Genomic DNA, 20,725 nt, shown 5'->3' with positions numbered 1-20,725 from the left:
ATAAATCATGGCCTCATCCCCCACATGCCTACTCGAAGGCTTCAAAGAAAACTGGTGCGGTGAGCTGGTTGAATATGATGCTGGGGCGGCGAAGGATGTTGCGGTTTGGCGTAAGGCGGAGCGGCAGCGGCTGATTGAGTTTCGCCAAGCGATGAGCAATGATGAGCGCCAAGAACATGGGGCAATAGTTTGCGCGCGATTGTTTGATTTGATCAAACCAAATGCCGATCATGTGATTTCTGCCTATTGGCCGTTTAAGGGCGAGTTGGATTTGCGGCCCTTCATGGAAGAAGCGATTGGGGCGGGTGCAACCATTGTTTTGCCCGTGGTGGAAATACGTGCTGCGCCGCTTGCCTTTCGGCGTTGGACGCCTGAAGCAAAGATGGAGCGCGGGATATGGAATATCTTGCAGCCCATTGACCCAAAGGTTTTTCATCCCAATGTGGTGATTGCGCCGTTGGTTGGGTTTGACGAGCAGGGGTATCGTTTGGGGCATGGGGGTGGATATTATGACCGCACCCTAGCGACATTTGACGTTCAGCCGTTCAAAATTGGCGTTGGGTTTAAGGAACAGCGGCTAGAAACTATTTATCCACAGCCCCATGACGTGCCCATGGACGCCATTTTGCATTCTAGTGATTTGTTAAACCTCAATAAATAGTTTTGGGGCTATGATTTTGTCCATATAGAACGTGTCAGTTAACACTTAAACAAAATGATTGGAGTTTCTTAACTTCAATCCAATAGGCTTAAAACCACTTAAGTGTTCGAGTATGTGAGACAATATGGAAGAGTTCGACCTTTTTGCGGATGATATTGACGACGTCAATACCATCGTTAAAACGCAAGAATCGCTGTTCGATACCGAACAGCGGTTGGGTGCGATGCTTGACGCCATGCCGATTGGACTATTGTTTCACACCCAGCAGGGCATTCTTTACGCCAATGATCAGGCTTGTCAGTTGCTGCGGGCGCAAAAATCTGAATTGGTTGGACGCCATTTTCTCGATTACATTCGCGAAGCAGAGTTTTTGGAAGCCAATTCGTTGCTCCAATCTGCTTTTGAAGCGGGGCAGAAAGCGGTGGAAACTGAAAGCGTTATTGCTTGTGGCAGTGGCCCAGACAAATTGATCAAAATCACCGCCAGCCGCTTACCGTGGGAAGGTACCCCGGTTATCCAAGTGCTATTTCAGGACATTACCGCGCAAAAACGAGCCGAACAGTCGTTGCGCAAACTCTCAATTACGGACGAGCTAACGGGTGCATTTAATCGGCGCCATGTGTTTTATGAAGCTGAAAGCTATTTACAGCAGGAAAAGCGCCCCCCCGTAACGATTGCCATGCTTGATGTGGACCATTTCAAATCGGTAAATGACACCTATGGCCACGCGTTGGGTGATATGGTGCTTAAAGAAATAACCCGCTTGGCGCATGGTTTTGTGCCCACCATCAGCAATTGCAAATCGGCAATGTTTGCGCGCATTGGTGGGGAAGAGTTTTTGTTTTTATTGCCTGGCGTTACCAAAGAAAATGGCTTCGCCATTGTTGATGAATTTAGACGAACCATGATGCGGCTGCGTATTCCAAGTGATGATGGTCGATTGGTCAGCATTACTGCAAGCTTTGGCGTGGCTGAATATCGAGAAGAAGATAAGAGCATCGACAAATTGCTCAGCCGTGCTGATGCTGCTCTTTATGAAGCCAAAGCAAATGGGCGCAACCAAGTTTGCCAAGCCAAATAGTTCAGGTATTTCCCTATTCGCCACAATCGCACAGGCAAAACTGTCACAGTTTTGCCTTTTGTTTTGACTAGAATTTGATCTATACAGTTGATGATCAGGTGACTTGCTTGAAGGTTTGCAGCTGCAAACTAATAAAAGAGCTTTCGCCGGGTTGTCATAGCATTTTAGACCCAAAAAATTTAATCTATTGAGAGACATATGGCCAATTACGACGCTTGGAACAATTTATCCGCTGCTGAGAAACTTACGGTACTGGATACAAGTGTTGTACACGTAATTAGTGGTGCAAAACACAGCTCATCTACAATTACTTACAGTTTCTGGTCGCAAGACTATGACCGTATCGATCCATCATCGGTGCCGACCGGAGAAGTCGCTGTGTTTGAGCGATTCTCTGCATATGAACGCGGTTTTACTCGATTGATATTAGATTATCTTGAAGGATTTCTGGATGTCGATTTTGTAGAAACTACCGAAACTTCGGCGACGCTTGGGTTTGGCAAGCATAATATGATTCCAGGTGGATACGCTACCTATCCTTACGGCGGTCAGCAAGAAGTTTACATTGATAGTGGGAAGTCAAACGGCCGGATCGGCGATTTCGGTCTTGGAACTATTGTGCATGAATTGGGCCATGCCTTGGGGTTGAGCCATCCAAATGACTATATCACTGGTGCGGCTGAGCGATTAGACCGTGATCTGGACACCACAATGCTCAGCATCATGTCGTATAATAGTGCATGGTACAGCGACGCTTTGACAGACCCGGACGTGGATAACTATTTCACGTTCTTTGGATTGCTCGATATTGAAGCACTTTTAAAGATTTATGGTGCGAAACCCACCTTTGAAAACAATACCTACAAACTCAATCTAAAGGGTGATGCCGGGAAATCTGGAACAGTATGGGATGTGCCGATTGCCATTCCATTCGTCCTTGCTGACAATGCGGGATATGACATTGTTGACGCCTCAACTCTGCAACTGCCTGGGCAATTGAGCAGTGTTTTGTTTGATTTCAGCCAGGGGCTATCCCTTGGGTTGGGACAAACGCTTGATGTTTATTCCAATAGTCTAGAAGAGTGGATCGCCCTTACAACAAGTGACAAAGTTCCTCATCTGCAAATTCATCACGATACGACCATCGAAGAGTTTGTCGGCACGTTATTTGCTGAAACAGTGTTGGGCAATGGTGCGGGACAAACCGTGCGTGCCGGGGCCGGCAATGATATTATAATGGGGGCCGGCGGCAGTGACGTTATTGACGGCGGCACTGGAGAAGACACGGCCAAATATGCTGGTGAGCGATCTCAGTTTTCGCTGAGCCTGACAAAATCAGGGGTCACTAGTATTGCTGACCGTCAGGGCGTGGAAGGCACGGATTTTGTTTCAAATGTGGAAAATATAGATTTTGCAAGCGGCAAGGACATCAATCTGGATCAGTTGGATGGGGTGGTAAATGTTGCACCTGCGGATCTAACTGTGTTTATCGAAATGTATATTGCCTATTTCAATCGTGCGCCGGATGCAGAGGGTCTGTTTTATTGGGGCACGCGCTTGAATGATGGGATGGAACTCAGCCAAATTGCTAAGAGCTTTTTTGTGCAACCTGAAACGGTGGCGCTTTATCCAGACCCCAATGACACAACGGGTTTTGTGACGTCGGTTTACAATAACTTCTTGGGCCGTGCGCCGGACACCGCTGGCTTTAATTATTGGGTTGATGAGCTGAACTCGGGTTCTGTGTCACGCGATATTTTTATGCTGGCCATTATCAATGGCGCAAAGGCTGCAACAGGCAATCCGGCAGATGTGGACTACATTACGGGCAAAGCCAATATTGGTGCATACTTTTCCGTCATTAAGGGCATGAGCGAAGTGAGCAATGCCAAGGCTGCAATGGCACTATATGATGGCAGCGATGCGGGTTTGGCTGCGGCCAAGAACGCTGTTGATGGCTATTACGCATCTGCGCTTAATGCGAACAATGGCGAGTTTTTGATTAATCTTGTTGGGGTTATGGACGATCCATTTGCCGTTTAGATTGTGACGCTGCACCGATTGTTTTCTTTGTCGGTGTAGCGCTAGCGCAAATCTACGATTTTGATTTCTATCTCGTCACCAACACGACAATCTGGCACGTGGACCTGAGATGATGTTTTAATCTCAGACCATTCCATTCGATCCTCGTTTTGAAGAAACTTATATTTTACCTGATAATAGGTTTGGACGTCCGCAATGCCCCAGGGCGTGACGGTCAAGTCTAGCGTTTTGTTTTGGCGGATATATTCATTGTTGATCGGCTGAACGATCCAACTATTGCTTGCTTCATCTAACCATCTTATCCCAAGAATGCTCACCCAGTGTGAGGAGTTGTTTGCGATCAAAATGGATTGGGCCGCACAGATATTCATTTGCTGTTCCGTTGCATTTATGGGGGTGAAATTGGCGACGTAAATGGCCAGGGCAATGCCAAAACTTCTGGTTATGCGTAAAAGTCGTTGCTGGTGCTTCATTATGCCTATCCAACGCAAATGGACCCAAGGGCGCCACAAACCAGTTGCCAACTTGGGTTTTCTGATCCAATTTGTCGTTAACATGTTTTGCATTGCGAGGGGACAAATACAATGGCAAACTTTGTGGTGGTGGATGCAATTCCATCAAATGATTTTGTTGCTGGATTGACGACAGAACCAAATAACCCAAAGCCGGTGAAGTGGGAAACGGGCGCAACCCTAAAGTATTATTTTGACGACACTGGCGCACGGGCTTGGAGTGATGCGGAAAAAACGCAGGCGGCGGCGGCGTTTGCCGAATGGTCAAATGTGGCCAACATTGATTTTGCATTGACAACGGACCGGGCGCAGGCTGATTTCATTCAAACACTCAATGAATCAGAAACGGTGCTGGGCGAAACAACCGCGCCCGCAGATGGTGTGAACCCGCCTACAATTTTCTACAGCGTAACGGGAACAAACTTTGACAATATCACGCCTGGTGGCAATACTTTTGCAACGATGGTGCATGAAATCGGACATGCGATTGGCTTGTATCATCCGCACAGTGGTAAGCCGTTTCCGGGGGTAACGGTTGGTCAAGATCAGGAAAAAGGCACAAATAATCTCAATCAGCAAATCTGGACAGTCATGTCTTATGTTGCGGGTTGGGAAGGTCAGCAAAATACAGGTCCTAGTTTTGGTGAAGCCGCCGGTGCGATGACATTTGATATTGCTGCCATTCAGATGCTCTATGGCGCGCGGGATGCGCAAACCGGCGACAATACTTACACATTGGCAACGGCCAATCAGGTTGGTACTGGCTGGGATGCCATTTGGGACACTGGCGGCACAGATACCATTACGGGCGCTGGTTCAAATGATGCAATGACCATTGATTTGCGTGCTGCAACGCTGGAAGGCGCGAACGCTGGGGGACATGTCTCTTGGATCGGGGGCATTCAAGGCGGTTTCACCATTGCGCAAAATGTTGTCATTGAAAACGCTATTGGCGGCAATGGTGCTGATACGATCATTGGAAACAGCGCTGCAAACGGTCTAACAGGTAATGGCGGCAATGATACGCTTGATGGTGGTGCTGGAACAGATACAGCTATTTATGCTGGCGAAGCGAAAAAGTTCTCTTTGACCATTACAAAAGGCGCTGTAACGACTGTACAAGACCGGACAGGGGCAGAAGGCACTGACAGTCTGACTGCCGTTGAGAAAATTGATTTTCAAACTGGCACTAAGGATGTGAATCTGGATGTGCTTGACGGGGTGGTGAATGTTTCATCTGCGGACCTTTCAGCCTTTATTGAAATGTATATCGCCTATTTCAATCGTGCGCCGGATGCCGAGGGTCTGTTCTACTGGGGTACACGCTTGAGTGAAGGCATGGGCAAAGAGCAAATTGCTAAAAGCTTTTACGTTCAGCCCGAAACCCAAGCGCTTTATACGAACCCTGATGATACCGAAGGATTTGTCACCGCTGTTTACAACAACTTCTTGGGCCGGGCGCCTGACGCAGAAGGATTTGCCTATTGGGTCAATCAGCTAAACACTGAAGCAGTTAGCAAACCGATCTTCTTGTTGGCGATCATCAACGGTGCTAAGGCGGCCACAGGCAGCCAAACTGATGTGGATTACTTCACCAACAAGGCCAACATTGGCGCCTATTATTCCGTGATTAAAGGCATGAGCAATGTGGATAACGCCAAAGCTGCAATGGCGCTTTATGATGGCACTGCAGGTAGTATCACAGCGGCAAAGAATGCGATTGATGGTTATCACACCGCAGCCCTTGATGCGAACAACGGCGAACTCCTCATCCACCTTGTGGGTGTGATGGATGATCCATTTGCTGTTGCTTAAGTTGACAAATTGCCGCCCGGTTCGCCGGGCGGTATACTATAGGCCGTTATCCCATACGTTCTGAAGCATAGCTGTCTGGGCTGGCGGGGAACACGATGGTTTTGTTGCCGCTGATGAAAGCACGGTGATGAATGTGGGCGTGGATAGCGCGCGCAAGAACTTGGCTTTCAACATCTCGGCCCAGCGCCACATAGTCATTTGGGCTTTGGGCGTGGGTGACACGCGCAATATCCTGTTCAATAATCGGCCCTTCATCCAAATCTGAGGTAACATAATGGGATGTGGCCCCTATAAGCTTCACGCCCCTTGCGTACGCTTGCTTGTAAGGGTTTGCGCCCTTAAAACTCGGCAAAAAAGAGTGATGGATGTTGATAATGCGGCCTGACATTTTTTGGCACATTTGGTCGGACAATACTTGCATATAGCGGGCAAGAACAATCAGTTCAGCGCCGGTTTCTTCAATGATGGCAAGCTGCGCGGCCTCTGCTTCGGCCTTGTTTTCTTTGGTCACTTTGATCAGATGAAAGGGTATGTTGCGGCTTTGCACAAGCTCTTGATAATCATCGTGATTAGAGATCACCGCCACAATATCGATCGGCAGTGCGCCAATCCGCCAACGATAAAGAATATCGTTTAGGCAGTGGCCAAACCGTGAAACAAAAATGGCAACTTTCATCTTTTTGGTTTCGTCATGAAATGCGAATTTCATTTGATGAGCTTGCGCAACCTGATCAAAGCCTTTGCTTAGGCCCTCCATTTTCATTTCCGTCGCGCACGTAAAGCTGATGCGCATGAAAAAACCACCATTTTCGAGATCGTCATATTGTGCGCTGTCGGTAATGTTGCAGGCGTTGTGTGCCAGATAGGTTGCAATTGCGGCGACAACCCCGGGCTGGGATTTGCACTCGACAGTAAGGGCGAATTTGTTCATTGCGACATGATCTCGTTGAGGTGAGGGTGTTTTGGTTGGGCAACCTAGTGGTTTTTTGCGCGATTGGGCAAGCCCGCAAACTCGGTTTTAGGTCTCAATGATTGTTGGGGTCACTAAAATGGCTTGGTGATCCCGACGCGATTCGAACGCGTGACCCCCAGATTAGGAATCTGGTGCTCTATCCTGCTGAGCTACGGGACCACTCTGGCGCAACATAGCTTGCGTATTGGCGCAAGAAAAGTCGGAATAGGTGATGATTTTTGCCTTATTTTCATGCAACATCGCGACTGAGTTTAAAAGTTGGCATTATTGGGGCGCGTTATTTCTTGGAATTCTTTCGGAATCGATTTTTCTTGGCGACAATTATGAGCATCACCACTTTTTTTGGCGGTGTCGCTTTTGCCTGTGAGACCTTAAAACCCGGCCCAAAGGGGCGGGTTGTCGAAGTTACGGATGGGGATACTGTTATTCTTGATAGCGGCGAAAAGGTGCGCCTGATTGGAATGCAGGCGCCCAAGTTGCCGTTAGGGCGAATTGGTTTTGACAAGTGGCCATTTGCTGATGAAGCGCAGGCATTTTTATATGATTTTGCCATGGGCGAGAATGTTCGGATTTATTATGGCGGCGCGCGCAAGGACCGGCATGGTCGGGTGCTTGGGCATATGTTTATTGATGATGATAAAAAAATGTGGGCGCAACGCGCGTTGCTTGAAGCGGGGCTGGCTCGGGTTTATTCCTTTTCAGACAACCGGCATTGTTTAGACGATTTGTTGTTGGCCGAACGTCAAGCACGTGTGGACACAAAGAACATATGGACCCACGATTACTACAAGTTGCGTGATGCCCATAAACCGCAGCAATTGGAAAAGCGGCAGGGACACTATGAATTGGTGGAGGGGCGGATTTTTGGTGTTGGGGACACAGCTTATCGGATATATTTGAATTTTGGCCGAGATTGGAAAACCGACTTTACAGCGGTTATTGATCGACGGGTTGTAAAACATTTCACCGAAGCTGGAATTAACTTGCTAGAATTGGACGATGCGTTGGTGCGCGTGCGCGGCTGGGTTGATGTGGATGATGGTCCGCGTATTGATGTGACTCATCCAGAGCAAATTGAAATTTTGGCGTTTAAGTAATATGCAGTTTCATCGGATCATCATTGCTGGTTTGTTGTGCGGTTCAATATTGGGCTGCACCACAATTTTTGATGGCGGGCCAACTGTTGGCGTTAGCCGGTTGGGCGACGGTGCTGCGGTGCCTGAAGGTACAGACCCAAGCGATCAAATCATTGGTCTGCGGGAACACCCAAAAATTGTTGCTTCTTATGGCGGAAGCTATGATGACAGGGCTGCGCAGATCATGCTGGCGCGATTGGCCAGCAAATTGCTTGTGGCCGCAGGGGAAGGCGATAGCCAGCTTACGGTCACGATTTTGGACAGTGAAGAAGTTAATGCGTTCGCTTTGCCGGGCGGTTATATTTATGTAACGCGTGGCATTTTAGCATTGGCCAATGATGAAGCCGAGCTGGCGGCGGTATTGGCGCATGAGATTGCCCATTTGACGCTGCGTCATGCGCGGGAGCGCTCTAACAGAGAGCGGACCAGCAAAATTGTCGACAGGGTGATTGGCGGCATTTTGGGGGCCAACCCTGAAACGGATCAATCTGCAGCGCGCTCAAAACTCTCTTTGGCTGCCTTTTCGCAGGCGCAGGAACTGGCGGCGGACAAAGAGGGTGTAAAAATTGCTGGGCGAGCGGGGTATGACCCTCATGCAGCAGCCCGTTTTTTAGGCCTTATGGCCCAATTTGCTGCCTATAAGTCCAAAGAGCAATCAGGTGATGATTTTCTATCTAGCCACCCTTCAACACCCGACCGTATTGAATTGGCCGTCAAAGCTGCACGTGGATTTGGTGCGCCGGGCATTGGCGCAACAGAGCGCGAGCGCTATTTGGATGCCATTGATGGGCTGGCATTTGGGCCAAACCCGAACAATGGCGCTATAGCGGGTCAACGTTACATTCACCCCAACCTTGGTTTTGTCTTTGCTGTGCCCAACAGTTACGAGTTGACGAACGCCAACGCATCGGTTGTTGGCGTGGCAAAAGACGGCACCGCAGTGCGCTTTGATAGCGTATTTGTGCCCGATAGTGTTTTGCTGGCTGACTATTTGAGATCGGGCTGGGTGGCAGGATTGAGTGAAAGCTCAATCCAAAAGACCACACGCAACAATGTGCCTATGGTCACCGCGTCAGCCCAAACCAAAGACTGGGCATTTGAAATTGCGGTTGTGCGGTTTGAGGGGCAGGTCTATCGCTTCATCTTTGCGGCAAAACATGCAGACAAGCGGCTAAAGAAAGACTTTGATTTCACACTTGGTAGTTTCAGGAAATTAAGAAGTGCGGATCTAAAGCAAATTCAACATTTTGAAGTGGAAGTTGTTGAGGCAAAGCCTGGACAAAGTGTCAGCAATTTGGTGGCGCGAATGGGTGGCGTTTCAGATGCCAGTGCGTTGTTCAATGTGCTCAACGGATTACTGCCGGGTGACCAATTGATTTCGGGACGTAGTTATAAGGTTATACAAAAAAAATAGGGCCGGTCGAATGACCAGCCCCATTTGGATATCTCTTGTATTCTAAAAACTATGCAGCGGCTTCTTCGGAATCGTCTGCATCGTCAGATTTTGCGCCACGACGTGGGCTTTTTGCCAAGTTTTTCTGGATCAGCTTCAGCGCTTCGGTCAATGTGATTTTATTGACGACGCTGATTTCACGTGACATGCGATCGATCGCTGCTTCAAACAATTGGCGTTCTGAGTATGATTGCTCGGGCTGTTCTTCAGAGCGGAACAGATCACGCACAACTTCAGCGATTGAAATCAAGTCACCAGAGTTGATCTTGGCTTCATATTCTTGTGCCCGACGGCTCCACATTGTGCGTTTAACGCGGGCGCGACCGGTTACGGTTTTCAGTCCTTTTTCAACGACTGAGTCTTCGGCTAGTTTGCGCATACCAACACTTTTAACTTTGGCGAGCGGAACGCGAAGGGTGAGTTTGTCCTGTTCGAAATTGATGACAAAAAGCTCAAGCGAAATGCCTGCTACTTCTTGCTCTTCAATACCGGTAATTTGGCCGACGCCATGTGCAGGGTAAACAACAAATTCGCCTGTTTTGAACCCTTGACGCTGTACTGACTTTTTAGTTGCCATTCGGTAAACTCCTAATTGACGCCCCGGCACTTCTTTTCGAATGTGCCCTTACTGATCCATCCTGATCATTATCGCGAAAAATGCCGTTCACGAAACTTTTGAAGGTTTAGTGATTGGTTACCAAAATCCTAATTTAATTGCTGTGGAGCAAAAAAAACGTGCCCTCCGGCACGGTTGGGTAAACGACAAAATTACGACTGTGTTCAATATATAACACAAAAACGCGACAGAATCAATTTCTGCGCGTTTAAGGCGTGATCGTGCTTAATTTTCCCAATTTTGAACGCTATAGCGATCAATCACCTTCGCCAGGGGCCTCAGAGAAATACTTCTCAAGCTTGCCTGTTTCACCGTCAAATTTTGCGGCGTCTGCGGGTGGTTCACGCTTCTCGGTGATGTTTGGCCATACGTCTGCGAACTTTGTGTTCAGCTCAAGCCAAGCTTCTTGGCCAGGCTCTGTGTCCGGCAAAATGGCTTCGGCGGGGCATTCTGGCTCACATACGCCGCAGTCGATGCATTCGTCAGGATGGATTACGAGCATGTTCTCCCCCTCATAGAAACAATCTACAGGGCAGACTTCTACGCAGTCCATATATTTGCATTTAATACAATTGTCGGTGACGATGTAAGTCATACGGCGGGTTCCATTAGGTGTTCATTCGCTCAAGTGACAGTTGGGGGAGGTGCAACTGGACTTACCCGGTCCCTTGGAGAAACTGACGGTCTATTGGCTAATGAATTTTTGCCTAAAGTGCAAGGGTGGTTTTGAGCAAGCATTTTCAAACCTAGGCCAAAGTGTGAAATCTCGTTTCAATCGGGCTTTATTAGGCGGTCTGTGTCGCGTCTTTGGCGTTTTGTGGGGCGACCTGCGCCTTTTTCACGCACCGCTTGAGGTAAGGGGCGGGGGCCATCATGTTTGGGAATTGGGGGCGGGCTGAGGTCTTCATAGAGCAAAGCTGCCAAAGTGGCTGAGCCACGATTTTCGCCAAGATCAACAATTTTGAGCACCTTGATGCCGCGGGGCAGGGTGACGGTCAGCACGTCACCGCGTTTGATTCTTGTTGCCGCGTTTACGCAGCGCTCAGCATTGATGCGGACGTGTCCCCCGTTCACCAGCTTTTGCGCTAATGTGCGGGTTTTTGCGCATCGGGCAAACCAGAGCCATTTATCAAGCCTACGCTTTTGCTCGGGTTCACCCATGTTGGTATGTTTATTTTTTTAGCGCAGCCAAAGCAGCAAACGGCGAATCGGGGTCGATTGGCTTTGGTTTATGCTGGGGCTTGCTTGGGCGTTTGTGCTGATTGGGTTTTTTGTTGCCCGGTTTATTGTCTTTATTGCCCTTGGCGAACTGTTTGCGGTTTTGCTCGCGCTTTTTGTTGTGCTGCTGGTTGTTGTTGCGGCGCGGGGCTGGGTGCCAGACCTCGTCAAACTGTGGCTCTACAACGTCCGATTTTGCTTCAACTTGTGGTTCTGTGACTTCAGTTGCTGCTTCACCTTGCGGCTCGTTATTGTTTGCCGCCACAACAATGTCATCGCCTGTTTCAGGCGCAACAGGTGCTGTTTCAATCAAGGTCTTGGTGACCTTGTAGCCCAAAGAGGTCAGTACGGTTGAAAACTCTTCGCCAGCGCAACCCAAAAGGCTTGTCATTTCCACGGTGACGCGGAAACCGTTGCCCTCGGCTGCCCCTTCTGGGGGGCTGTCTTGATTGCGTTTAGGATCAAAGGCGATCAATGGGCGAATCAAATCGGCTAACCGTTCCAAAATGTCCACGCGCACTGCCCGGTTGCCCGTAACTTTGAAACCAGCAATTTCGTAAAGCTGTGTGGCGATTTCTGGATCGATATCAATCGAAGTGCGGCCAGACAATATGATTTGTGGCAGTTCGCGCACGCCCGGTTGACGCACACCGCCATTTTGCAGCGCCCACAAAATGAGCGCCATTTCGCGTGGTGCAGGCTTAAGCGAAAGCGGGAGATAGATGTGGTAGGCGCCGAATTTGATGCCCATTTTGCGCATGATGGCACGCACATCTTGGTCGAGCGATTTCACTTCGTCAGCAATCTCTGCTCTTGGGATCACCCCAAGGCTTTCAGACAGACGGAACGCAACACCACGGGCAGCACCCTCAAGTTCGGCGGGTTCACGCAGCGAAATGAGCTGCTCAAGTTGGGTATTGATCGCGTGACGTAGCCACAAGTCTAATCGGTCTTGTACCGCGCCTAAATCTGGACCAGTCAGGCTTTCGTCAGCCAAAATGATCAGGCGTGGGGTCAACATGTCATCGCCTGGGGCTAGTTCTGCGATGACTTCACCGCGCCAGCGGATAAGGCCGTCAGCGGTCAAAACAAACTCGTCGTTTGGCGAATCGGTTACTTTTTCGGCCCGTTTCTTGATCTCAGGCGCAATGGCTACGCTGGCCGCAGAGCGAAGATTTTTGGTTTCCCCGCCATCTTGAGATGAAAGGGTAAAGCGAAATCCTTGGATGGATCCAATGGTTTGACCCTCAAGGGATACTTCGCCGCTCTGTGATATTTCCGGTGCAGTCATTTGTTTATCTCTTAAATGGCGCATTAAAACACTTGTTCGACGATCAATAAATCGCTGCGTGAGACGCTTATGTAATGCGTCCGACAATGTATTTTCAATCTCATTTGTTTTTTCACGCCAATAGGTAGGGTCTTTTAACCAGTTTTTTCGATTTGCGACATAGGTCCAGGTTCGAATTTGTTTGATCCGATTGGACAAAGTGTCAATTTCACCTTGGTCATTGTCGCAAAACCTGACCTGTTCGGCAATCCAGTCTTCGCTAATTGTTTCACTTTGTTCAAGATTTAGGAAGATTGTGGCAATTATCTCACCATGTTGGGCGGGTGAAATGTTGCGATAATCGGGAATGAGGGCGCAATCCCATGCCAATTGAGTGACTTTTTTGCCGGTTTTGGGCCCAATGTCGGGGTGCCGCATCAAAAATTCGAGGCCCAATTGGTCTTTGGCGATAGGGACATTGGTGAGTTTTTGATGGGTTGAGCGCACATCCAAGGACTTTTGTAAGAGCTCGAATGAGGCGAAATTTAGATCTGCATTGCGCCATTGCAACACTTTCACCGGTTCAAATTCGTGGCTTTCAAGCTGTTGCACCAACTCATCAGAAAATCCTTCAACACCCCCCGTCACCCCAAAAGTGCCATCTCGCGTATGGCGGCCGGCCCGTCCTGCGATTTGCGCAAACTCGGCAGGGTTTAGAGGGCGCATTTGTTTGCCGTCAAATTTCATGTCAGCGGCAAAGGCCACATGGTTGATATCAAGGTTTAACCCCATGCCAATCGCGTCGGTTGCAACCAGAAAGTCGACCTCGCCATGCTCGTATAGTTCAACCTGGGCGTTGCGTGTGCGTGGGCTAAGGGCCCCCATAACAACAGCTGCGCCACCGCGCTGGCGTCGGATCAACTCGGCAATGGCGTAAACTTCGCTGGCGGAGAAGGCAACAATTGCGGAGCGAGGCGGCTGACGGGTGATCTTTTTTGATCCCGCGTAGGTCAGCTGCGAAAAGCGCGGCCGGTAGATGATTTCGGCATCTGGCAGCAATGCAGCAATGATCGGGGCCATGGTTGATGCACCCAAGAGCAGTGTTTCATGGGTGCCGCGTGCATGAAGGATGCGATCGGTAAAGATATGGCCCCGGTCCAAGTGGGTCGCCGTTTGAATTTCGTCCACTGCGACACATTCAACCGTTAGATTTGCAGGCATTGCTTCAACGGTTGCAACCCAATAGCGAGCATTCTTTGGCGATATACGTTCTTCGCCAGTGACCAGCGCTACGGCACCAATGCCAACCCGTTCGACTAGTTTTTGGTAGACTTCGCGCGCCAAAAGCCGCAGCGGCAAGCCAATCATGCCGGTCCGGTGTGCCAGCAAACGCTCAACCGCATAATGGGTTTTGCCCGTATTGGTTGGGCCCAAGATCGCCTTAACGTTGCCCGAGGAAAAGTGGGTCGTCATAGTTTCTCCGGCGTCCTTTGGAGTTGTGGCTGGTTTGACTGTCTTTTTTTGAGACAGGACGGCGGGTCAAAACAGCTTTGGATTAATGATTGGTACAAAAGAGGAACGAACACGGTCCGAATCGCGGTTTTGCACCAATTCTTGCTTCGTTCCCTACAGTATATGGTGGGTCATAGGGCTTGGGGCTACTATTTTTCTCATAACCCCAAGATTGTGGTCTTGAAAAAGCAAAATCATGTTCACCAATGTTTCGATATGCTTAATTTGTATAAAATCCTAATCAATGTTTCAGTTGTTTGAATGTTCAGATGGTGTTTTTTTTGTCCAAGTTAATCTTTGGGGCTGAAAATGGGCGAAAAAAACACACAATCTTTACGAAAAAGACTTTGACGTGTCGAAATGACCGGGCCGATTTGGGCGTTATGGTTAACGGTATCTCTGCGATTTGGCTGGCTTTATCAATAATTTAGCCGTGTGAGCACCATAGAGAGATCGCCAAAAGCTGTGCCCACCAAAACGCGATAGGGAATCATATAACCCGATTGACCCAAGGGGGCGTACCAGATCAAAAACCGCTGGTTGGATTGCATATAGGTGGTGGTATCAGAATTTGTGAAGTGCCCGGATATTGGATTGTAACGCATGGTGCATAAAATAACGGGGCCCTGATAGCCAGTAGCTTTGGATGTTGCGGTTTGCTCTTTTGCAAACTTGAGGTCGATATTGTAGCGCTCAACGCCTGTATAGACTTTTAGTTGGCGGTCGCACAGCGCCGGTTCTAAGCGATCTGCTTTCAGAAAAAAGGACGCAATGGGGTCATTAATATTCTGGCGGTGTTTGCGCACAATAGGAACGCGATTTTTGTTTTGGCTGAGGGGCGGCATGACTTGAGAGCTGGTGACATTGCCCTGGTTGGCTTGAAACATAACATTAAACGATTGATCGTTTGCAATGGTTTCTAGTTCGAATCGTTCGCTTTGCAGCTGGTCGCCTGATGAGTTGCCCGAGGAGGCAAACCGCGCAGTACCCGCTGCCACTAAAGAGGCCAAGCCCGTTACATCGCCTAAAATATTTACGCTGTAGATTTGTCCATTGTCTTTAAATCCGACACTGACGGTTGAAATATTGACGCCCCTCAAGGTGACAACATAATTGGCGTTTGCGTTTAGATTATTGGCCAAGGCGCTAAAAGGCGCGCAAAAAAAGGCCGCGATAAATAGGATTGAGCGGAAAAGAGTTGGGGTAAACGATGCGGCCACGATGTCGGTCGATCCTTGGTTAATGCATAAACTATTGCGCTTTTGACGAATCACTGATTTTTAACAGTGCCGACATGGTTTGATGCTTTCAAGGCAATTCGGATTGATTTTTGGCGAGAAGTGCTTGACTAATGGTCAGCGATTATCTACTTAAACGCGACTTTTTCATGTAATTGAGACCTGTCGGGCTCCGCGATTTGTGCGAGACAGACTAGGTACTATGGATCGAACGGGAATTAAAACATGGCACGGCGTTGTGAACTTTCTGGCAAAGGTGTGATGTCTGGTAACAATGTGAGCCACGCGCTCAACCGGACTCGTCGCAAGTTTTTGCCTAACTTGTGCAATGTGACTTTGATGTCTGAAACTTTGGGCCGCAACGTGAAACTCAAAGTTTCAGCTGCTGCTTTGCGTACTGTTGAGCACCGCGGTGGCTTGGACGCATATTTGCTTAAAGCAAAAGACACTGAATTGTCAGATCGCGCTTTGGGCGTTAAAAAAGAAATCCGTTTGGCGCAAGCGTCTTAAGCTACGGTTTCTTTTAGATTTTTGATTTGGAATCCGCGGAACGAATGTTCGTTTCGCGGATTCTTGTTTTCATAAGTGGCGTCGGTCTGTTGCCGGAGTTGCCGCGTAACTCAAGAGGTGCATTATCATGCTCGCTCGTTTTTTAGTGGCCGTTGTTGCCATGGCGATTGTCGTTGTCGCTTCGAACTATTTGGTCGCCATTCCGGTTGAGGTTCAACTCGGACCGCTAGACCTTAAAGAAATCCTCACCTGGGGTGCCTTTACCTATCCATTCGCATTTCTTGTAACTGATTTGACCAACCGTCATTTCGGCCCAAAATCTGCGCGCATCGTTGTGTTGGTTGGATTTTCTTTTGCCGTCTATTTGTCGCTACAATTGGCCAACCCACGTATTGCCGTGGCTTCTGGCTCTGCGTTCTTGATCGCACAATTGTTGGATATTTCCATATTTGATCGATTGCGTTCTGGTGGGGCTTGGTGGCGCGCGCCCTTGATTTCGTCAAGCATTGCTTCGGCAGTGGATACAGCGATTTTCTTCTCTTTGGCGTTCGCACCCGTATTTGTGGGGATCGACAATTTCTTTGCTCAAGCGGATAGTTCGCTAGGATTTGGTGTGCCTTTGCTCAGCATGGGACCTGAAGTGCCTTTGTATGTTTCTCTGGGGCTCGGGGATCTGATCGTCAAAGGTCTAATGGTGTTTGCACTGCTCGCGCCTTACAATTTCTTGCGCCAATTTGTTTCTGATCGGCGATCCGCTGAAAAAGCGATCGCCTAAAAGCGAACTAACCATTCGCACCCAACGTGCTGAATTGATGTGAGCCAATTTAGCCGTGTAGCAAAGCGCCCCGAAATTTCGGGGCGTTTTTTGTTGGGCGTTTAAAAAAGCTTCCCGCTTAGCTTTGAACAGACGGGTTGGACCATTTGGTTGGCGCAAATGGTTGCGAAAGTGCGCGCTTCACCAGCTCTAGATGATCTTGGCCATAAAATGGGTCGCCATCAACGATATAGGTTGGGGACCCGAAAACACTGTGCTCACGCGCCCAATCTGAGTTGGCTAGCAGTTTGTTTTGCACCTGTTGTGAAGCGGCTTTTTCCATCAACGCCTCAGCATTGTGACCCATATCCGATGCCACCTTTTGAAGCGTTTCATGGTTCGAAAGATCAGCGTCATCGCGCCAGTGGGCTTGAAGAATAGCATGGGCCATTCGATCAACTTGTATGCCCCTGTCCCCAAGGGCAAGAATTAGCCCTGAGGCAAGGCTATAGTCAGCGTCGTGATAGGTTGGTCGGAAGTTGACAATTGGCACCTTGCGGTACGCCGCCCATCTCTCGATTTGTCGACCAAAAAAATAATCCACATGGGCTTGTGTGCGTTCCCGAAATGGTTTTGAGCCTTGTGTTTCAACAACTGGCGACAACAGAATGGGTTTGTGCACCAATGTGGCGTTGTGTTCAGCGCATATTTTGTTCAATTCAGCAGAACCCAAATAGGCAAAAGCGGAATGGGCTGAATAGATATATTCGATTGTTGGCATTGGTTTGGGCCGATCCTGATCCGTTTTCTTAGCGTCAAAGCTGTAACAGTTTGGCGCAGCAATCAAGTTCGCAGTGGCTATATCTCGCTGATATCTTCTTACCTGTCTTGCATCTGAGTAAAGAGGTTGACCTGCCTCAATGACGCTGAACGCCTTTGGACTTAGCTTTTTTGAAAAGGAGGAAACTGACATGGCTTACATCTCTTTAACACCTGAAACGCTGCCAACAGAGCATATTTGCTGTGCGATTTCTGACAAGAAATGCACCAAAGGCTACGAGGCAAAAAAGCAATGGCTCTCGGATCAACATGCGCATGGCTATCGGTTCACGCGTTTGGACGAGCGTGGCAAAGTGTTTATCGAATATGGCCCGGGTGCTCAAACGTGGATGCCGGTTGTTGCGCCGGAGTGGATGGTGATGGGTTGTTTTTGGGTGTCGGGGAAATTCAAAGAGCAGGGCCACGGCAAAGCGCTTTTAAAGTCCGCCCTAGCCGATGCAAAACAACAAGGGTTGGCCGGCTTGGTTTCTGTTGTGGGTAAGAAAAAGATGCATTTCCAAAGCGATGGGAAATGGCTTTTGCGGCAGGGGTTTCGTCAAGTTGACGAGTTGGAAAATGGCTTTGTTCTCTTGGCGCTTGAAACCGGTGAGATGCCAAACGCCGAGCTACCGCATTTTGCTAAGAGCGCAAGGCTGGGGCTTGATCCAGCAACCAAAGGCGTCACGGTCTATTATTCAAATCGCTGCCCATTTACAGATTTTCATATTGAAACTTCACTTAAAGAAACTTGCGAAAAACGTAATCTGACCGCAAAAATCATCAAGTTGGACAGTTTGGAAGCGGCGCAGAATGCGCCAACACCAGCGACGATTTTCAGCCTCTTTATCGATGGTCGTTTTATCACGACTGACCTGAGCGTGTGCATGGACACTCGGTTTGATAAGATCGTCGATAAGGTGATTTCCAAATAGAGAAGCCCGCTGCGATAGCAACGGGCTTCCAATTGTCACCAGCTTTGCAGCGGGTTGATTAGTGATCCGCCAAATATGCGGTCAAAATATCACGGGCCGCTTTCAGATCAGTTTTGTCGATCATTTCGGTGACCGTATGCACATAGCGACAGCCGACAACGATGCCGACAGCTTTTGCACCAGCTGCAGCTTGTTGAGCTGCTGCGCCATCTTGGCCGCCACGGGCCAGAATTGTGCGCTGATAAGGGATGTCATTTTTCTTGGCCAATGCTTCAACTTCACGCACGAGGCCGATATCAGCGATGAATGAGCTGTCTTTGACGTGCAGGCCAAAACCTTTGCCTTGGATGGTCACGGCTTGGTGCTCAGGCACGCCTGGGGTGTCGCAGGCAAGGGTTACGTCAATACCTAGCCCAATGTCAGGCTGGATTGCGTGAGACGCTGTGCGGGCACCGCGCAGGCCAACTTCTTCTTGAGTGGTGAAGGCCACATGAATTTCGCAATCGTGAGAAGATTTGTCCTCAACCAATTTGCGGATAGATTCGATGCCCAACCAACATGCGACGCGGTTGTCGAGTGCTTTGGAGACCACTTTGTCTTCCAAATCCAGCAATGGCTCATCCATCACCACATAGTCGCCCACTTGCACAACGTCTTTGGTTTTTTCGCCCATGCCAAGGTCAATCACAAACTCAGAAACCGTTGGGATTTTTTTGCCTTCTTCAGCGGACTGAATGTGGATTGGTTTGCCACCCGGGTTCATCACCGCTTTATAGTCGCCATTTTCGGTGACCACGAGTACACGGCGGCTGAACAGGTTGCGGGTGTCAAAACCACCTACATTGTCCACATAGACGTGGCCTTTGTCTGTGACGTGAGAAACCAAAAATCCGATCTCGTCCATGTGGCACAAGAGCATGATTTTTTTGGGTGGATTTGCAGGTTTGCCGGTTGGGTTGCGTTTGCACAAAAGTGAACCCATAGCGTCGGTTGTTACTTCGTCAAACAGGCCGTCGATTTCTTTTTCAATGAGGTCGCGGATGCGGTCTTCGCGGCCCGGCGCGCCTGGTGTTTCGCACAGGCGTTTAAGTAGATCGATATTCATGAATTATCCCTTGTTTTGAGTATGCTCGTTATCCTCGAGCTTGCGTTGAGGTGGGGGCATATTAGACAGATTTTATTGGTGAAATCAAAATTATTTTACCCATTCAAATTGCAGCAAAAGGGTACGTTCCCAGCCGCGAAAATTGTCATCTGATAGAATGGAAATGACGGTTTCACCCTTTGTGCCAATATGGGTGGTCAGACCTTCCATATTGTCCACATCGCCGCCATTCGCTTCGAGCAGTTTTTTGCCTGAAAGGATTGTGTTGGCCCGAACGTCTTGTGCGGGAACCAATTGCAACTGCATGGAAAACCCAAATATCCCCACGTCGCGAAAGAGAATCAGCAAATCACCTGAAGGGGTGAAGGTGCAGGCGGTCGGGCGAAAACCACCTTCAGCTTTTACGCTTAGGTCGCCGCCATCACGTTTGCCCGAGAGCCAGGCGCGATTGTTGCCCTTTTGGTCGCGCACATCCTCCAAAATGACCAATGTCGAACCTGCGACCGGGGAAGTGGGTGGCGCGATGCACAATGATTCAATGGAGCCATTATTACGTTGCCGGGTGATCCAGCTTGGCAGGGCATAGTCTTTTGCCGCGCCTTCTGGTTTTCCATCGATAAGGCCAAAGTCCGCCACGCGGGTAAGATGTTCAAAGCCAACGCGCACCGCGCTTGGGGTGCCATTGCGATAGATGGTGTCAATGGCTTCTGGGTCGCGCGAAAAGTTTGAAGGAAGGTTTGCGCCCTTTGAGTTTTTGATCCGTTTGATTTCGGCCCTGTTGATGGCAATTGGTGCGTTTGTTGCGTCGTAGGACAGCTGAGCTGTGATCATACGGCCCTTGTCGGTCACGATCGCCAAATCCCCATTTTGGGAGGTGAACGTGAGGTCCGACAGGCCGCCAAAATCAGGGTGTGTGCTGGTGAGGTGCAGGCCACCACGCCAAATGAGATCTATTCCCACGGGCTTGCCAATCGATTGGCTCTTAAACCATTTGATTTGAGCGGCGTTTATGGTGAGCTTTTCGGCAAAAGCAGTGCCGGGCGCACAAAGGGCGCCAAGCATCATTGCGATCAGAAA

At 49.1% G+C, this 20,725-nt stretch carries 19 protein-coding genes and 1 tRNA gene; 9 read left to right on the top strand and 11 right to left on the bottom strand.

Translation table 11 applies throughout. The features are described from left to right. Nucleotides 1-7 precede the first annotated feature (7 nt). From O4H47_RS16415 to O4H47_RS16405, 3 genes are all read left to right on the top strand, one after another. Nucleotides 8-661, top strand: coding sequence for a 5-formyltetrahydrofolate cyclo-ligase (locus O4H47_RS16415; protein WP_269395096.1), 654 nt, complete (start codon nt 8-10; stop codon nt 659-661). A 124-nt stretch (nt 662-785) separates the two neighbouring features. Then, on the top strand, nt 786-1,742 hold the full coding sequence (locus O4H47_RS16410) for a sensor domain-containing diguanylate cyclase (RefSeq protein ID WP_269395095.1): 957 nt from the start codon (nt 786-788) through the stop codon (nt 1,740-1,742). A gap of 198 nt (nt 1,743-1,940) precedes the next feature. Continuing rightward, nucleotides 1,941-3,785, top strand: coding sequence for a DUF4214 domain-containing protein (locus O4H47_RS16405; RefSeq protein WP_269395094.1), 1,845 nt, complete (start codon nt 1,941-1,943; stop codon nt 3,783-3,785). Between the two features lie 41 nt (nt 3,786-3,826). On the opposite strand, the gene O4H47_RS16400 is transcribed toward O4H47_RS16405, so the two are convergent. Further along, on the bottom strand, nt 3,827-4,258 hold the full coding sequence (locus O4H47_RS16400) for a hypothetical protein (protein WP_269395093.1): 432 nt from the start codon (nt 4,256-4,258) through the stop codon (nt 3,827-3,829). 111 nt (nt 4,259-4,369) lie between these two features. Between O4H47_RS16400 and O4H47_RS16395 the strand changes: the two genes are divergently transcribed. Next, a complete protein-coding gene (locus O4H47_RS16395; protein ID WP_269395092.1) occupies nt 4,370-6,112 on the top strand; it encodes a DUF4214 domain-containing protein in 1,743 nt (580 codons plus the stop codon). 46 nt (nt 6,113-6,158) lie between these two features. Here the strand turns inward: O4H47_RS16395 and purU are convergent, their stop codons facing one another. Then, the gene (gene purU / locus O4H47_RS16390) at nt 6,159-7,043 is read right to left on the bottom strand and encodes a formyltetrahydrofolate deformylase (protein WP_269395091.1); all 885 of its coding nucleotides are present in this window, start codon (nt 7,041-7,043) and stop codon (nt 6,159-6,161) included. A 124-nt stretch (nt 7,044-7,167) separates the two neighbouring features. Continuing rightward, nucleotides 7,168-7,244, bottom strand: a tRNA-Arg gene (locus O4H47_RS16385). A 164-nt stretch (nt 7,245-7,408) separates the two neighbouring features. On the opposite strand from O4H47_RS16385, the gene O4H47_RS16380 reads away from it, so the two are divergent. Both O4H47_RS16380 and O4H47_RS16375 read left to right on the top strand, forming a co-directional pair. Next, entirely contained in the window at nt 7,409-8,182 is a 774-nt protein-coding gene (locus tag O4H47_RS16380) for a thermonuclease family protein (RefSeq protein ID WP_269395090.1), read from the top strand. A gap of 1 nt (nt 8,183) precedes the next feature. Next, the gene (locus O4H47_RS16375) at nt 8,184-9,635 is read left to right on the top strand and encodes a M48 family metalloprotease (RefSeq protein WP_269395089.1); all 1,452 of its coding nucleotides are present in this window, start codon (nt 8,184-8,186) and stop codon (nt 9,633-9,635) included. Between the two features lie 49 nt (nt 9,636-9,684). Here the strand turns inward: O4H47_RS16375 and O4H47_RS16370 are convergent, their stop codons facing one another. From O4H47_RS16370 to O4H47_RS16350, 5 genes are all read right to left on the bottom strand, one after another. Further along, nucleotides 9,685-10,251 (bottom strand): CarD family transcriptional regulator, encoded by a 567-nt coding sequence (locus tag O4H47_RS16370; protein ID WP_269395088.1) that lies wholly within the window; start codon nt 10,249-10,251, stop codon nt 9,685-9,687. A 295-nt stretch (nt 10,252-10,546) separates the two neighbouring features. Beyond that, entirely contained in the window at nt 10,547-10,885 is a 339-nt protein-coding gene (gene fdxA / locus O4H47_RS16365; protein WP_269395087.1) for a ferredoxin FdxA, read from the bottom strand. 176 nt (nt 10,886-11,061) lie between these two features. After that, a complete protein-coding gene (locus O4H47_RS16360; protein ID WP_269395086.1) occupies nt 11,062-11,451 on the bottom strand; it encodes an RNA-binding S4 domain-containing protein in 390 nt (129 codons plus the stop codon). Nucleotides 11,452-11,461: 10 nt separating this feature from the next. Continuing rightward, nucleotides 11,462-14,251 carry a helicase-related protein gene (locus O4H47_RS16355; RefSeq protein ID WP_269395085.1) on the bottom strand — a complete coding sequence of 930 codons (2,790 nt, stop codon included), beginning with the start codon at nt 14,249-14,251 and terminating at the stop codon, nt 11,462-11,464. A 458-nt stretch (nt 14,252-14,709) separates the two neighbouring features. Further along, on the bottom strand, nt 14,710-15,510 hold the full coding sequence (locus O4H47_RS16350; RefSeq protein ID WP_269395084.1) for a DUF3108 domain-containing protein: 801 nt from the start codon (nt 15,508-15,510) through the stop codon (nt 14,710-14,712). Nucleotides 15,511-15,753: 243 nt separating this feature from the next. Between O4H47_RS16350 and rpmB the strand changes: the two genes are divergently transcribed. Next, a complete protein-coding gene (rpmB, locus tag O4H47_RS16345; RefSeq protein WP_269395083.1) occupies nt 15,754-16,038 on the top strand; it encodes a 50S ribosomal protein L28 in 285 nt (94 codons plus the stop codon). Nucleotides 16,039-16,165: 127 nt separating this feature from the next. Further along, the gene (locus O4H47_RS16340) at nt 16,166-16,813 is read left to right on the top strand and encodes a VUT family protein (RefSeq protein ID WP_269395082.1); all 648 of its coding nucleotides are present in this window, start codon (nt 16,166-16,168) and stop codon (nt 16,811-16,813) included. Nucleotides 16,814-16,931: 118 nt separating this feature from the next. Here O4H47_RS16340 and O4H47_RS16335 read toward each other — a convergent pair whose 3' ends face one another. Then, entirely contained in the window at nt 16,932-17,765 is an 834-nt protein-coding gene (locus O4H47_RS16335; protein ID WP_269395081.1) for a 2-hydroxychromene-2-carboxylate isomerase, read from the bottom strand. Here O4H47_RS16335 and O4H47_RS16330 point away from each other — a divergent pair. Next, complete coding sequence (locus tag O4H47_RS16330; RefSeq protein ID WP_269395080.1) at nt 17,764-18,543, top strand: GNAT family N-acetyltransferase; 780 nt, start codon at nt 17,764-17,766, stop codon at nt 18,541-18,543. The genes O4H47_RS16335 and O4H47_RS16330 overlap by 2 nt on opposite strands. A gap of 58 nt (nt 18,544-18,601) precedes the next feature. Here O4H47_RS16330 and O4H47_RS16325 read toward each other — a convergent pair whose 3' ends face one another. Together O4H47_RS16325 and O4H47_RS16320 are read right to left on the bottom strand one after the other, a co-directional pair. Next, nucleotides 18,602-19,648, bottom strand: a complete 1,047-nt coding sequence (locus tag O4H47_RS16325) for a M42 family metallopeptidase (RefSeq protein ID WP_269395079.1) — start codon at nt 19,646-19,648, stop codon at nt 18,602-18,604. A 90-nt stretch (nt 19,649-19,738) separates the two neighbouring features. Continuing rightward, nucleotides 19,739-20,710: an esterase-like activity of phytase family protein gene (locus tag O4H47_RS16320; protein WP_269395078.1), complete on the bottom strand. Its 972-nt coding sequence runs from the start codon at nt 20,708-20,710 to the stop codon at nt 19,739-19,741. Nucleotides 20,711-20,725 lie beyond the last annotated feature (15 nt).

Source organism: Maritalea porphyrae (assembly GCF_027213965.1).
Taxonomy (GTDB): domain Bacteria; phylum Pseudomonadota; class Alphaproteobacteria; order Rhizobiales; family Devosiaceae; genus Maritalea; species Maritalea porphyrae_A.
Note: the sequence above shows the minus strand (reverse complement) of the source record. Positions and strands in the feature narration are given on the sequence as shown.

What these genes read in the sequence shown, in the direction of transcription:
- O4H47_RS16415 (WP_269395096.1), top strand. Translation starts at nt 8, where the DNA reads ATGGCCTCATCCCCCACATGCCTACTCGAAGGCTTCAAAGAAAACTGG.
- O4H47_RS16410 (WP_269395095.1), top strand. Translation starts at nt 786, where the DNA reads ATGGAAGAGTTCGACCTTTTTGCGGATGATATTGACGACGTCAATACC.
- O4H47_RS16405 (WP_269395094.1), top strand. Translation starts at nt 1,941, where the DNA reads ATGGCCAATTACGACGCTTGGAACAATTTATCCGCTGCTGAGAAACTT.
- O4H47_RS16400 (WP_269395093.1), bottom strand. Translation starts at nt 4,258, where the DNA reads ATGAAGCACCAGCAACGACTTTTACGCATAACCAGAAGTTTTGGCATT.
- O4H47_RS16395 (WP_269395092.1), top strand. Translation starts at nt 4,370, where the DNA reads ATGGCAAACTTTGTGGTGGTGGATGCAATTCCATCAAATGATTTTGTT.
- purU (WP_269395091.1), bottom strand. Translation starts at nt 7,043, where the DNA reads ATGAACAAATTCGCCCTTACTGTCGAGTGCAAATCCCAGCCCGGGGTT.
- O4H47_RS16380 (WP_269395090.1), top strand. Translation starts at nt 7,409, where the DNA reads ATGAGCATCACCACTTTTTTTGGCGGTGTCGCTTTTGCCTGTGAGACC.
- O4H47_RS16375 (WP_269395089.1), top strand. Translation starts at nt 8,184, where the DNA reads ATGCAGTTTCATCGGATCATCATTGCTGGTTTGTTGTGCGGTTCAATA.
- O4H47_RS16370 (WP_269395088.1), bottom strand. Translation starts at nt 10,251, where the DNA reads ATGGCAACTAAAAAGTCAGTACAGCGTCAAGGGTTCAAAACAGGCGAA.
- fdxA (WP_269395087.1), bottom strand. Translation starts at nt 10,885, where the DNA reads ATGACTTACATCGTCACCGACAATTGTATTAAATGCAAATATATGGAC.
- O4H47_RS16360 (WP_269395086.1), bottom strand. Translation starts at nt 11,451, where the DNA reads ATGGGTGAACCCGAGCAAAAGCGTAGGCTTGATAAATGGCTCTGGTTT.
- O4H47_RS16355 (WP_269395085.1), bottom strand. Translation starts at nt 14,251, where the DNA reads ATGACGACCCACTTTTCCTCGGGCAACGTTAAGGCGATCTTGGGCCCA.
- rpmB (WP_269395083.1), top strand. Translation starts at nt 15,754, where the DNA reads ATGGCACGGCGTTGTGAACTTTCTGGCAAAGGTGTGATGTCTGGTAAC.
- O4H47_RS16340 (WP_269395082.1), top strand. Translation starts at nt 16,166, where the DNA reads ATGCTCGCTCGTTTTTTAGTGGCCGTTGTTGCCATGGCGATTGTCGTT.
- O4H47_RS16330 (WP_269395080.1), top strand. Translation starts at nt 17,764, where the DNA reads ATGGCTTACATCTCTTTAACACCTGAAACGCTGCCAACAGAGCATATT.
- O4H47_RS16335 (WP_269395081.1), bottom strand. Translation starts at nt 17,765, where the DNA reads ATGTCAGTTTCCTCCTTTTCAAAAAAGCTAAGTCCAAAGGCGTTCAGC.
- O4H47_RS16325 (WP_269395079.1), bottom strand. Translation starts at nt 19,648, where the DNA reads ATGAATATCGATCTACTTAAACGCCTGTGCGAAACACCAGGCGCGCCG.
- O4H47_RS16320 (WP_269395078.1), bottom strand. Translation starts at nt 20,710, where the DNA reads ATGCTTGGCGCCCTTTGTGCGCCCGGCACTGCTTTTGCCGAAAAGCTC.